This is a genomic window from Neobacillus citreus (assembly GCF_018343545.2).
GTDB lineage: Bacteria > Bacillota > Bacilli > Bacillales > Cytobacillaceae > Neobacillus > Neobacillus citreus.
The window spans coordinates 52981-66304 of sequence record NZ_JAGYPE020000002.1 but is presented as its reverse complement, the minus strand read 5'-3'; the positions used below and the strand labels follow the sequence as shown (position 1 = coordinate 66304).

Below are 13324 nucleotides of genomic sequence, written 5' to 3'. Positions count from 1 at the left end.
ACTAAAAAAGCCATCACCCCTGGTGATGGCTTTAACAGAAGTTACACTGCCTTTGCAGTAGGGACGTAGCGTTCTTTTGTTTGCTCCGCCTTTCCCTTTTTCAAGCTGAGCATCGCAATAAATGATACACAGTAAAGCACTGCGAGGTAGCCCATGGCAACTGTTACGTTCGCATGCTGAAGGATAAATCCTACTAAAATCGGTGATAATCCGCCAAGCGCCCGGCCAAAGTTGAAAATCGTGTTAGTGGCAGTACTGCGCACTTCTACAGGATAGTAGTGGCTAATCAAAGCACCATAGCCGGCAAACATTCCATTAGCAAAAAATCCGACGATGGCACCGCCGATTAAGACACCGGCACTTCCTGATGCGTAGGAGTATAAAAATACTGCTACTGCTGAAGCTAATAAGAAGATTCCGTATGTGCGTTTCATTCCGAAGCGGTCGATAAATTGTCCAAACGTTAACATCCCGACAATCATTCCAACCGCGGTGCTAATCGTCCAAAGTGCAGAACCTGACACTGACAATCCTTGTGATTTTTGAAGCATTGATGGCAGCCAAATCATTAAACCATTATAGCCGGCAATTTGTACTGTTGCCATGATGGCCAAAGCTACTGTCGTAAAGGCCGTTCTGCGAGTTGCAAACAATTGCTTTAAATTCCCTTGCTTTTTAACCAACTTCTTCTCTTTTTGGGCGGCCACCCATTCCGGCGACTCGTCCAAGTTTTTACGAACCATAAAGGCAAAGATTACTGGAATAATTCCGACGAAGAACAATCCTCTCCATCCCCAATTAGGGAGAATGAGAGCACTTAGAAGCGCGGCAAGGATGACACCGTATTGGGCACCGACGCTTACATAGGAGGAAGCGCGCCCCTGCTTGTTCTTTGGCCATGCTTCTGCAACTAGCGCCATACCAATTCCATATTCACCGCCTGCACCTAGGCCTGCGATAAAGCGAAAGATATATACTTGTTCAATATTTGTTGCCAAACCGGTTAACGCTGTTCCGATGGCAAACAAAATAATCGTATAGGTGAAAACTTTTACTCGGCCAAACTTATCTGCCAAAATTCCAAAAATTGTTCCCCCAACTAGCATTCCCAAATTGGTAATTGAAGAAATAAGTCCGCCTGTTGCCATATCAATATGAAAATGAGCAATAATCATTGACATGGCGAAGGAAATAAACATGATGTCCATACCTTCTAACGTTAAACCTGCAACTGATGCAACTACTGTTTTTTTCTGATAATTCATTGCTGTCATTCTCCTTTCGAGCCTCTCTGGACCCTGATTAAAAGATACTTTTGCAAAAATAAAAACCCTTCCGTCGGTAAAGAGACAAAAGGGTTTCATATACAAAAAGATATATGAGTGTTTCCGTACAACCCTTTTTGGCCTCTCTGGACCATATTAAAGGAGATTTATTTTTTCTTATAGTAACATAATTATAGTAGGCTGTCACGCATTAATTTAATCCTGAAGCCTCGGCTTCGTGGGGTCACAATTCGGCATTTCCATGTTGGCTGCTTCCGACAGTTTGGTAAGATAATAGCATTCCTCACGCCACATATGGTCCGCCATTAACGGGGCAAATGTTCCCAAAGCCTGATTGCTTAACTCCAGTTCTTCGATTTCCTTTAAAAAGTTTTGAAAAAGCTTGATTCCCAAGGTAGCGTCCGCATTAAATTTTGCCAACGCCGGAAATGCCGCCAGGTTGGTCCGTAAGTAACCTGCCATCTCGACTGCCTTTAAATAAAATGCCTCAAAATCCTTCGTAAATTTATCACTTTTCTCTCTTAAGCTTTTCTCCACACCGTCCAAATTAGAGGAAATCGCATCCGAATGGCCTGCCGCATCCAATAACCAAACAAGATGATGATGCACTTCATGGTAGACAGGCGGGACCTGCCCTGCTTTCAAGTGCTTTAGAATCCGTACATATTCCTCTAATTCGTTGACCATATGGTTGAGGAAGGTTGGGGAAAGGTGGATTTTGATTTTTCCAATCAGGTGTTTACTTAGCATGTCTAATTTAAATTCCCGAAGTCTCATTACCTCTGGTTCTGCTTGGGCTGCCAATCGCTTTGGATCAGCCGTTTTTACTTGATTCAAAAGACGATCAAATATCCCAATGAAATTGACGGCTTTTTCAATCTCCTCTTTTTGAACGGGTGCCAGTGCCTCGTAAATAAACCGCGAATGGTCTCCAAGTATTTGCAGCCAGAAAGCATGCTCAAAGCTGGCAGTCTTGGCAAAGGTGTTATTCATGTTGAGCTCCCCCTTAAAAAAATACATCTTATTCCCAAACGTCATTATTATTTTATGAGGGAACACTGCCGATCTATAACCATTCAGAAGCTTGTAGGTACCTCATGATATTTGAAGAAATTGAATCATTCATTTTGAAACACGAGAACCGTCCCCGTGCATCGTTTTCATGCTTTGCACATCGTTTTTTGTTCCAACCGGGCCGTGGCCTGGGACGGCTTTTGTAAAATCAAGATTTTCTACAACTTCTAGAATTTTCATCCATTGCCGAGGGTTTGATTCTTCAAAGTATGTTGGCGGGGTTTGGACAAATAGTAAGTCTCCCATAAATAGGACCTTTTCCTCCGGAATCAAGAGCATGGCATCACAGTAAGAATGTCCGCCGCCTAGCGTGAATAGTTTTGCGCTTCTTTTGGTTCCGATAAAAACCTTTTCGTCTTCAAACGTTTGCTTCGGCAGGGTCAACTCCAGCGATGGCAGGGACGCTTCCACTTCCGTTAAAAAGCTGATTTTGTTCTCTAGTTCCCTATTATGATTTTGCCCCAATTGTTCTTTTAAAGTTTGAATATATTGGGTAAGTTCCGTGATGTCCCGTTTCTGCTGCTCGATTCGTGCCGGATGAATGTCCCGCATTTTCTCATACGTGATTTGACTAGAAATAATCGTACTGTCTTTAAACACCTGATTGCCGCGAATATGGTCCCCATGGAAATGGCTATTCACCACCCATGTAACCTGACGGGCGGTTTCCCTTTCCGCTGCCTTTTTCAAATCTTCAGCGGCATTAGGCGTATTAAATGTATCAAACACAATCGTCTGGCCGCCTAAATCCACAAATGCGGCATTTCCAACCGCACCGCCGCCCTCCTTTGCAATCGCGGCAAACACCCCGTCCCCCACTCTTTCCAAATCAAAATGCTTGCTGTAAAATTCTTCGCTCATCTAGTTCCTCTCCTTTTTACCGATTGTATTATAATGGAATTATATGACGACGGCCTTTGGCCGGACTACTTATTGAGTAAAGAGTAAATCAGTTGGGAGTGAGAACGGTGTCTTTTTCCTTAGATGTTACGAATCTATCATCAGAACAAATTTCATTTGGATATTCGGCCGCACACGAAACTTTAATCGCCCTTCACGTGTTCATTGATTGCAAGCACCACCCGCTCCATATCCCATGGGTAATAAATGCCAGGAAGAAAGTCAACCCCGCTTTAAAACAAGAAATTGATGCCTTCAGCATATTTTATAAGAGGCCCATTGTCACTTTCTGGGGACTACAAGAGAATTCTACAATCAGCGATTTTGGGGAGGATCTGAATAAACTAAGCTGCGTCTCTTCTGATGCATTTTTCCAAACTGTTGCAGAAACCATCTTAGGCCAAAAAGCAACGCCTAAGACTCTTCAACAAGACTTTGTCCAATTTGCCGGCAGCGTTTACTCTGACTCAAAGGAAATTATCTTAGCTTTGGCGGAAAAACCGGAACAGGTAAAACAGAGATTTTTGACGTTGCTGGAGGATTTTTGGAAAACATGCGTGAAAGATGACTGGAGTAGAATAGAGGAACTTTTTCTAAAGGATATTGCTTCCCGCGGCAGAAAGCTTATGAAGGAAGGGCCTCTACATCTATTGGGAAGCCTTTCGCCGGAAATTGATATTCATCCTAATCAAAAGAAAGCCGTTATCAGAAGAATTTCAAAACGGGAGATTTATTTTGAGAAAGACGATATCTTACTGTTAACACCTTCCTACTTCGCCTGGCCGCATTTATTTGTTAATGCCCATAAACCAGTAGGGATTAACTACTCTATCATGGAAAATCAGCAGGAAGCTGCTCGGCCCATGCCGCCAGAGGAATTATTAAGGTTGTTCCACGCACTAGGAGACTTAAGCAGGCTTCAGATTGTTAAATATTTATCCCAAAAGCCCCGGTCGACCAGAGAACTGGCCGGACTGATGGGAATGACTGAGGGTGCCGTCTCTAAACATATAAAACTACTAAAAGATGCAGGCCTAATCGCTTCCAAGCGAAAAAGCTATTATGTTTTTTATCATTTACTGGAAAAATCATTTAGTGAAATTAAATCAGGCTTGACACAATATATCAAAGGAACGGATTTTTTGGATTAACAACCCAATGGGGTTCTTTTTCAAAAATAATGCAGGGAATTCGTCTCGGCATACCGAATACACTTTAATAAGCTTAGAAAATATACTCAAAGGTGGTAACAATGGAGGCCATTACCTTTAAAGCATTCGCCATCACAAATGAAATTGATTTAAACAAAATTGCCATTCATTGCGGAATACCGAAAAAATTCACCTGGGAGGAGCCTTTAGTTCTAAAGAGAGATGTTTTACGCTCGATCCTCATGCAAGAGGTCTCCGACATGCAAATGGTATTGATTTTTTCCTTTGGCAGTATCGTCTTTATCAATCATACAAACGAAGAAGATTTCCACATAGTATTTCGCTTTATTCGTTCCTTCGAGCCGGACGTCGATCTCAACATCGCAGGCAAATACACAGACGATTACAGCCTGCACATCGGAGAAAACGAGAACCTCGAACTTGCTGACGAATACGTGGTAGTCCCGGAAATTGAGGATTTCTATCCTGAGCTAATTTCCACGGTTCTCGCTAAATCAGTGGCCCTCGAAAAAACAGAAGAACAACTCGGAAAGATTCATGATAAGCTTGAAAACATGATTGACCGGCTTGAAAAAGGAAACTTGAGAATCGGCAACAAGGAACTCGCCCGGACAACAGCGAAAATTGTGCGGCACGAGTATAACACCCTAGCCTATATCATGATTCTTGATAAGCCCGACATCACCTGGACTAGCAGCACAGCTAGTGATTTTTATGATAGGATGATCGAATTTTTCGAACTAAATGACCGCTATAAAATCTTAAAAAGCAAAACGGACATCCTATACAATATCATGGATGGTTTTTCGACTATCAGCCACTCCATCCGCGGCCTGTTCGTGGAATGGATTATCGTCATTCTCATCCTGTTTGAAATTGTCCTGACTATTTTGCAAATTATCGGGTGGATTCCTTAAATTCTATTTTTGACATCTTCTCTGATTGATTCAATCAGCTCTTCCGGTATTTCTGCCGGAAGAGACGTGCCATCCTCATACACCCATCTGTTCATCACTTCTAGGTCCGATTTTTTGAATGTAATACTATATTGTTTCTCCTGATGAATAAAATCCACCGTTATATATTCTTCGCTTGCAAAGTCATCATCGATAATCATGTTGTTAATCTCATATGATTTCACGGTCTAAACTCCTTTAACATTCATGTATTAAATTTTAGCTTGTCCTACCTTCAGCCAAAATCTAACACGATTTTTCGATTTTTTTCGCAAATTTATAACATATTTTTAAAATAAGCTTCATATAAAAATAAAGAAAGGTTTGTACAATGATAATAAGGATTTCGGAAGGCGGGAATAGAATGGACAACAACACTCCTGTAATTTATAACGGCAAGAGGTATGTCATCCTTTTTAAGTACACTTCTGGGTACTGCGAAATTAAAGAAGTAGGAAGCTTGCATCACATCGAATTGGTTCATTTATCAGAATTAACAGATGTATCATAACACCACAAAAGGCATGCCACTTAAGCATGCCTTCTTTTATTTAGACCTATTCTTTTCCTCCGCCAGACGCTTCCCATTTAGCTACTTCCTCACGGACAATTGGTGCCACTTCTTTTCCTAAAAGCTCAATCGCTTTCATCACGTCTTCATGAGGCATGGTGCCAACAGGGACATGCAGCATAAACCGGGTAATCCCAACATTTTTTCGCAAATGAATGATTTTTGCGGCGACTGTTTCTGGGTCTCCAACGTAAAGAGCCCCTTCAAAGCTGCGTGCAGCATCGAAGCTTGTGCGGTCGTATTGGCCCCAGCCGCGCTCCCGGCCAAGTTTATTCATGGCATATTGGGTCGGCGGGAAAAACTTTTCAACAGCAGTTTCTGTAGTCTCCGCTATAAACCCATGCGAATGCGAGGCAACCGGAAGCTTCTCCGGGTCATGACCTGCGCGGGCGGCAGCTCGTTTATAAAGCTTGACTAGCGGTGCAAAATGTACAGGACTTCCTCCGATGATAGCGAGGACTAATGGAAGTCCAAGCAGGCCTGCCCGGACCACTGATTCGCTGGTACCGCCGCTGCCAATCCATATAGGGAGCGGGTCCTGAACTGGTCTAGGATAAACGCCACGATTGTCGATTGCCGGACGGTGGCCTCCACGCCAGGTCACTTTTTCCGATTCACGGATCTTTAATAAAAGCTCTAGTTTTTCATCAAAAAGCTCATTATAATCATTTAAATCATATCCGAACAACGGAAACGATTCGATAAAGGAACCGCGTCCAGCCATAATTTCGGCCCGTCCGTTCGAGATACAGTCAAGTGTTGAAAAATCCTGAAATACCCTGACAGGGTCATCAGAGGATAAAACTGTTACAGCGCTTGTCAGACGGATCTGTTTGGTTTGAGAGGCCGCTGCCGCTAGAATAACTGCAGGTGCAGACGCTGCATAATCCTCTCGATGATGCTCACCTACACCAAATACATCAAGACCGACCCGATCTGCTAAAACGATTTCCTCAACCACTTCCCTAATTCGCTGGGCATGGCTTATTACCTCGCCAGTTTGGACATCCGGCGTTGTTTCTACAAACGTGCTAATACCTATTTCCACTAAAAAACCCCCTGAATGACTTTTAATTCTTTTTTATCATTTATTGTGTGTTTATACCAAGAAAATAGCCTGAACGCCTTATTTTAATATGTAATACGTTGAAAAAATGGTTAATCTATTAGGAAAAGCGTGCTTGGGGAGAGTCTTAATGGATAAAACTTATAATAAAAAGGTATCGCTTTATGCTGTACGGGAGCAAATACATAGAGGCGTTGAAAGAGTGCCGCATTTAACGCCTGAATCCATCGGATTGGGTATCTTGCTGGCGTTAATCGGCGGATTCTTGGATGCGTATACGTATGTGAGCAGAGATGGTGTTTTTGCAACTTCCCAAACCGGCAATCTTGTATTGTTGGGAGTTGAGGTTTCAAAAGGAAATTGGAATCAAGGCTGGAGGCATATACCGCCTATTTTGGCCTTTGTAATCGGGGTTGTAGTTGCTCAAAGCTTGAAACAACCGTTTATTACGAGGAAGTTCCCTCATCCCGCGCGGTCGGTTCTTTTCTTAGAAAGTCTCGTCCTTTTGTTTGTCGGAGCCCTGCCAGCGGCCGTGCCAAATACGTTTGTGGTTATAACGATTGCCTTCGTTTCCTCTGTTCAAATTTCGTCGTTTCGGACTTTGGTAAAGTGGCCCTATAATTCTGCGATGGTGACTGGTAATTTGCGGACGGCAGCCGAAGCAGCCTATTCTGCGTTTGTGTTACGCAACCGTCAGGGCATCCAGCAATTCTTCGATTTTAGCGTTGTGATCGTTTCATTTTTAGTGGGAGCATTGCTAGGTACCCTGTTCACCCAGCATTTTGGTACGAAAGCGATTTGGTTTGTGTCGGGGATATTGATTTTCGCGTTAATGGTGTTGAATGCGAATCCGAGGACGTTGTTGAATAAGGGGTAAAAGTTTTTCTTTCTAAAAATCTTCTAATGGACACCTTGGTGTCTGCACTCTTTCGTTTTGTCCTTTAGAAAGCCTCTATCGGACATTTTGCTACTCGCCACCACTTGTTTTGTCTTTTAGTGGCCTTTTATTGGACATTTTGGTACTCGCCACCACTCGTTTTGTCTTTTAAAAGGCTTCTATTGGACATTTTAACTGCCACCCACCTCATTTTTGTCTTTAAATTCCAAAACACCTTAATAGGTATTATGAAAACTTTCAAGTTTAGGAGTAACACTCATTAAAAACAACCTAAATTTTATGTTTGAAAAAAGAATGAAGGGCTATAAATCAATGGGATACAAACTGCCGGAAACGAAGTCTAAGGCAGGACCTGAATCCGAGCAAATGAGGTTGTTTTAAAAATTCTATAAAGGGTGTCAAAACCCACTGACACCCTTTCTTTATATTTATGGTAAGAACCACTTAGAAAACCGGCACCTTTACACTGCTTTTAATGAACTCCACAAATAAATTGTTCATCACCGAATTAGTACTAGCCATAGATTCCGGATGCCACTGTACTCCTAAAGTAAATGTGGTTGGATGAATATACTCTACTGCTTCAATAATTCCGTCAGATGCCATCGCAACCACACGTAAATCGGCAGCGACCGTATCCAAAGCTTGATGATGAAGGCTATTAACTCTTACCCGCTCAGAACCTATCATATCAAATAACTTGCTATCTTTTGAGATATTCACCCAATGACTATCCCTGCTCCTATCAATCTTTTGCGTATGCTGGATTGGCTCCTTTACTTGGCTCGAAATATCCTGTATTAATGTCCCGCCTAAGGCTACATTTAAAATTTGGACGCCTCTGCAAATCGCAAGCAGCGGAATATTATTCTCAATTGCATATTTTGCAATGGCTATTTCAGTCAAATCCCGTTCTGGAGTAGTCGGCCCTAAACGGCGATGAGGGTCTTGTCCATAATACTTTGGATCGACGTCCTCTCCACCGCTAAGGATGATTCCATCACATAGTCCTAGAGTTTCTACAGCCAATTCAGGATTTATAAAAGGAAGCACAATCGGGATTCCTCCATTTGCCGCTATGCTTTTATGATAATCATGATGGACATAAACTCCTTCCATATATTCGTTATGGTTAACGTAGGCACCTGTTATGCCGATAATTGGTTTCTTATGCATTTTCATCCCCCTCGTATGTAGCAACACTAAAAACCACCATTTTTTCAAATGATGGCATTATTCAAAATATATCATAAAAAAGTTTTAATGAAACTAGAAAATGATTCATATTAAACTTCTACTAATAGACTTTTATTGCTATCCGCAAAATGTAACTGATTTTCCAATGAAGCTATTCCACAATCGTAATAATTGGGGGGTTCTTTAAGAATCTCATTAAATTAGGACCATCCTCTTCAGCTGCTTTCGCCTCAGGACTGACCAATGCCTGTGTTAATGTGTCCACACTCTCAAACTCAAGCTCAGTAATTAAATACAAATTTAGATCAGTATTTTGAGTCTGCAGGACGTAGCGAACCGATTCCTGCAAAATGTTAGGAATCTTCTTTCCTAATGGAACATGAACATTAAAATAATGTTGATCAAATGCTTCCTTATCAATCGGTTGTTCATACATAATAATCATTTTGGCCATAAAAACTCCCCCTTATATATTCTGCAATGTATTATATTTCGGATTTTTCCATAAAAATACCTTTTATGAATAAATGCCCGAATTAAAATAATCGTAATTTTTTAAATAATAGTTCCATAATCTTATTTTAGCTACGATTGATTGATTTCACAGACTAAATATTCTATACGGAGTGATCTAATGAGAAAAAAGTTTGACGTAATTATTACTGGAGCAAGATGTGCAGGCTCCTCTTTAGCTATTTATCTAGCAAAGGCAGGTTTTCAGGTTTTGTTAATTGACCGGTCTTCTTTCCCTAGTGATACTCTATCCACTCATACCTTTTTCAATAATACCACCGCGCTTCTCCGCGAAATGGGTGTGCTTGAAAAGTTATTGGAAACCAATGCGCCTCCTGTTAAAGATATAAAGTTTAAGTTCGAGGATACCACGATTGAAGGGAAAATACCTGAAGTTCTTGGAGAGGAAAGTTGTTATTGTATAAGGAGAACATATCTTGATCAAATTCTTCTACAGCACGCTAAAACTCATAAGAGCGTGACTGTTTTAGAAGGATTTCGGGTAACGGACATCATCCGCCGAAATGGAGCAATAGTTGGTATCAAAGGGACTGATTCTAATGGCCTTGATCAAGAATTTATTGCCGATATCATTGTTGGTGCCGACGGAAGAAACTCGACCATCCGCAGGCTTACTGACAGCAAGCAAAAATTGCGTGTGCCCGCAAAAGTAGGCATTTATTATGGGTATTTCAGAAACTTTAACAACGATCTTGTACCGAAATTTGAAGTACACAGGGTAAAAGACAACACGGCGATTCTCTTTCCTACAAATGATGACCTATGTACCGTTGTTGGAATATTCCCATTAGACAACAAAGATTTCATTCAGAACTTGAAGAATAACCCGGAAGAAAGTCTTCGCAGCCTATTAACGGAAGGTTTTCCAAACACCACTATCGGTTCCCGGCTAAAGCAGGCCACCCTTGTTGAACCGATCAAAGGGATTCTAGGCTATGAAAACTTCTGGTATACCGGGATGGGACATGGCTGGGCGCTGGTTGGGGATGCCGTTTGTTTTAAAGACCCAAGCATGGCACAAGGGATCCATGATGCGGTATATGGCGCAAAAATACTTTCCGAAATACTAGTAAAATATAAAAATCAATATCAACAATGGCCAAAAATGTCAGAGGAGTATCAAAAGGCACTGGAAGATGAGTTTATGGTCCGTTTTTATATGGGCTGCGAAATATCCAAAAATGAACGGATTTCTGAGCAGCAAGACGCTGTCAATAAGCTGATTAGCACTCACCCTAAAGCTGTTGAGAAGTTTCTGGGAATTTACAACTATGCAAACGAACCGGCTGAATTGGAAAAAGAACTAATGAGAATTATGGGGTGAAAATACTTAATCATCATAAAAGAAATTTATTACTGTGGAAAATTATTAAAAGGGCGAATTTCAGCCCCCTAATTAATCATTGGGGGCCTGCTCTCTTGATATTTATACTAAAAATCCCCTTAACTGTTTCTGTTTTCTGGACAATTTGTCAACGATTTGTTCGTACTCATGTAACCTCATTCCTAGACTTTGCTTTCTTTCGACAATCATCCTCTTCACCTCACCTGGATCGGGTCCACCCTGGATGCTTCTAAGCTTTACAAAGTACTCTGGAGAAATAATGTTTTTCCATTCATCCTCAGTAAGCGAGACATCGACAAATTCATGCAGCATCGAGTTAACCTCTTCAATCTTCCAATCATTTAATTCTTTTTTTCCCTTACATGTTTTATTGGCAATTGCGCTTGCAACCGAATGCGCCTTCCTGAAGGAGATATTATATTTCCTCGTTAATGTATCGGCCAGTTCCGTAATCGTGATGCAGGATTTTTCAGACATTTCCTTTAAATGACCCTTATTAACTTGAAGTGTCAATATCACAGCATACATCAGCTTCATCACGCGGTTAGCTTTCGAAAAGGCCTGGTATAAATGCGGCTGCAGATCATCCTCTGTATCAACGATATCCCCGAATGGCGTATTGTGAATCATTTGGATGGAAGCAAGCGCTTCACCAACTGAGCTGCTAGCTAGCGACCGTGAATGTTCAACCGATACCGGATTCCTCTTCTGCGGCATAATACTGCTGACTTGCACATATGGGTCAGCTACCATAAATGCGCCAAATTCCCTCGTTACGTATAATAAGAAATCCTGAATCCATCTTCCGGTGTTCACCATACAAGTCATGATAGCGGTTGCCGTTTCCAATATATAATCCGCCCCCGCGATGGAATCATAGGAATTCTCAACAATCCGGTCAAACCCCAACAGTTCTGACGTCCGCGATCTGCTGATGGGAAACCCTGTCGTTGCTAACGCTGCCGCTCCAAGCGGTGATTGGTTTACTGTTTCAAAGGCAGCCCATAATCGTTTCAAATCCCGCTGTAAGACATCATATATCGCCAAAAAATAATGCCCTAACGTCGTCGGCTGTGCCGGCTGGGTATGGGTATAGGCCGTCATATAGGTTTCCACATGCTGTTCCGATTGCTCCAATAAAGCTTCGCTCAGTCGATATCCATTCCTAATCAACTGTAATAGCTGCTCCCTCAGCACCAAACGGTACATGGCCACCCCCATGTCGTTTCGGCTTCGGCCGATATGGATTTTCCCTGCAAGGTCATTACCAATTTCATCCGCAATTTTTGCCTCCATCATGAAAAATAAATCTTCATATTGAGGGTCATATGAAATTAGCGTACTATCAGTTTTTGCAACTTTTTCAATTCCCACCAGCATGATTTTAGCTTCGTCCCTTTTGATGATTTGCTGTTCCGAAAGCATAATCACATGGGCACGATTAATATCAAACATAGCCTCAAATAAAAAATCCCTTTGGTCATTAAATATTGGCTTTAACAGCTCTTCAATATAAGTTTTTCCTGGAAATGCATTCCCTTCATTTTTGAGAAATTCATGATGCTTGTTCATATAGTCCACTCCGATTTTTTGGCTTTGATGGTTGATTCTTTTCCCCTCCAAACTGTCCCTGCAATATGTATACGGGATTTATTTTCTGACAGTGACATCTGATTACTTTATTGGCACAAAAAGCCGGAGCAAAAGTTGTTCATCGCTTGTACATTAAAGAAATTTGGTTAGCTATATATTCAGAGCTATAATGAATTCCATCCTTTATCCACCACATAATAATCCCCATTAAGGAAGCTGTAAGGATATCAATGGAAACATAACTTTTCGGTAACTCTTTTTGTTTGTTATTTCTTCTAGTTTCTATGAGATTTTTTATAAGGTTGAATAAATTGGTTTCGACACTTTTATTTTCAAATAAAATAGCAAAAAATTTTCGATTTTCATAAATATAGTCTAAAAATATGACTAATTGTTCTCGGTCGTCTATGATTTCTGTTTGTATAAAAGGTTTTAGCTTTATAGACATTTCGTCAAAGATTTCAAGGGTGATCTGTCTTAATAGGTCGTTAATATCCTGATAATGTAAATAAAAGGTCGCTCTGTTTAATTCAGCGCGATCTGCAATTTTTTGAACAGTTAATTGTGATACTGATGGTTCTTCAATTAAAAGGGACAGAACGGCATCTTTAAACATTTTTTTCGAACGAATGGCGCGTGGATCTTCTTTTTTTAGATTAGACATTTTTAACTCCTTTATCGATTTTTAACGCTTTCCTCAACAGATTGCCAATAGATGTTGATTAGTTGACA

At 41.1% G+C, this 13324-nt stretch carries 14 protein-coding genes; 5 read left to right on the top strand and 9 right to left on the bottom strand.

Annotated features, from left to right (window positions below; all coding sequences use genetic code 11):
* Positions 1-41: 41 nt before the first annotated feature.
* The 3 genes from KHB02_RS01965 to KHB02_RS01955 form a co-directional block, all read right to left on the bottom strand.
* On the bottom strand, positions 42-1265 hold the full coding sequence (locus tag KHB02_RS01965) for an MFS transporter (RefSeq protein WP_213145396.1): 1224 nt from the start codon (positions 1263-1265) through the stop codon (positions 42-44).
* Between the two features lie 216 nt (positions 1266-1481).
* Complete coding sequence (locus KHB02_RS01960) at positions 1482-2279, bottom strand: DUF2935 domain-containing protein (RefSeq protein ID WP_213145395.1); 798 nt, start codon at positions 2277-2279, stop codon at positions 1482-1484.
* A gap of 129 nt (positions 2280-2408) precedes the next feature.
* Positions 2409-3221, bottom strand: a complete 813-nt coding sequence (locus KHB02_RS01955) for an MBL fold metallo-hydrolase (RefSeq protein ID WP_213145394.1) — start codon at positions 3219-3221, stop codon at positions 2409-2411.
* Between the two features lie 107 nt (positions 3222-3328).
* Here KHB02_RS01955 and KHB02_RS01950 point away from each other — a divergent pair, with 107 nt between their 5' ends.
* Positions 3329-4411: an ArsR/SmtB family transcription factor gene (locus tag KHB02_RS01950; RefSeq protein WP_213145393.1), complete on the top strand. Its 1083-nt coding sequence runs from the start codon at positions 3329-3331 to the stop codon at positions 4409-4411.
* Positions 4412-4512: 101 nt separating this feature from the next.
* A complete protein-coding gene (locus KHB02_RS01945; protein WP_213145392.1) occupies positions 4513-5349 on the top strand; it encodes an RMD1 family protein in 837 nt (278 codons plus the stop codon).
* Here KHB02_RS01945 and KHB02_RS01940 read toward each other — a convergent pair.
* On the bottom strand, positions 5346-5573 hold the full coding sequence (locus KHB02_RS01940; protein WP_213145391.1) for a hypothetical protein: 228 nt from the start codon (positions 5571-5573) through the stop codon (positions 5346-5348). The two genes, KHB02_RS01945 and KHB02_RS01940, sit on opposite strands and share 4 nt — an antisense overlap.
* A gap of 179 nt (positions 5574-5752) precedes the next feature.
* On the opposite strand from KHB02_RS01940, the gene KHB02_RS01935 reads away from it, so the two are divergent.
* Positions 5753-5899: a hypothetical protein gene (locus KHB02_RS01935; RefSeq protein ID WP_213118969.1), complete on the top strand. Its 147-nt coding sequence runs from the start codon at positions 5753-5755 to the stop codon at positions 5897-5899.
* A gap of 46 nt (positions 5900-5945) precedes the next feature.
* On the opposite strand, the gene KHB02_RS01930 is transcribed toward KHB02_RS01935, so the two are convergent.
* The gene (locus tag KHB02_RS01930; protein WP_213145390.1) at positions 5946-7007 is read right to left on the bottom strand and encodes an LLM class flavin-dependent oxidoreductase; all 1062 of its coding nucleotides are present in this window, start codon (positions 7005-7007) and stop codon (positions 5946-5948) included.
* A 148-nt stretch (positions 7008-7155) separates the two neighbouring features.
* Here KHB02_RS01930 and KHB02_RS01925 point away from each other — a divergent pair, with 148 nt between their 5' ends.
* Complete coding sequence (locus KHB02_RS01925) at positions 7156-7902, top strand: YoaK family protein (protein WP_213145389.1); 747 nt, start codon at positions 7156-7158, stop codon at positions 7900-7902.
* Between the two features lie 465 nt (positions 7903-8367).
* On the opposite strand, the gene KHB02_RS01920 is transcribed toward KHB02_RS01925, so the two are convergent.
* Both KHB02_RS01920 and KHB02_RS01915 read right to left on the bottom strand, forming a co-directional pair.
* A complete protein-coding gene (locus tag KHB02_RS01920) occupies positions 8368-9099 on the bottom strand; it encodes a gamma-glutamyl-gamma-aminobutyrate hydrolase family protein (RefSeq protein ID WP_213145388.1) in 732 nt (243 codons plus the stop codon).
* A gap of 172 nt (positions 9100-9271) precedes the next feature.
* Positions 9272-9574, bottom strand: coding sequence for an EthD family reductase (locus KHB02_RS01915; protein ID WP_213145387.1), 303 nt, complete (start codon positions 9572-9574; stop codon positions 9272-9274).
* A gap of 180 nt (positions 9575-9754) precedes the next feature.
* On the opposite strand from KHB02_RS01915, the gene KHB02_RS01910 reads away from it, so the two are divergent.
* A complete protein-coding gene (locus KHB02_RS01910; RefSeq protein WP_213145386.1) occupies positions 9755-10978 on the top strand; it encodes an NAD(P)/FAD-dependent oxidoreductase in 1224 nt (407 codons plus the stop codon).
* 102 nt (positions 10979-11080) lie between these two features.
* Here the strand turns inward: KHB02_RS01910 and argH are convergent, their stop codons facing one another.
* Together argH and KHB02_RS01900 are read right to left on the bottom strand one after the other, a co-directional pair.
* A complete protein-coding gene (gene argH, locus KHB02_RS01905; protein WP_213145385.1) occupies positions 11081-12571 on the bottom strand; it encodes an argininosuccinate lyase in 1491 nt (496 codons plus the stop codon).
* Between the two features lie 139 nt (positions 12572-12710).
* A complete protein-coding gene (locus KHB02_RS01900; RefSeq protein WP_213145384.1) occupies positions 12711-13256 on the bottom strand; it encodes a TetR/AcrR family transcriptional regulator in 546 nt (181 codons plus the stop codon).
* Between the last annotated feature and the right edge of the window lie 68 nt (positions 13257-13324).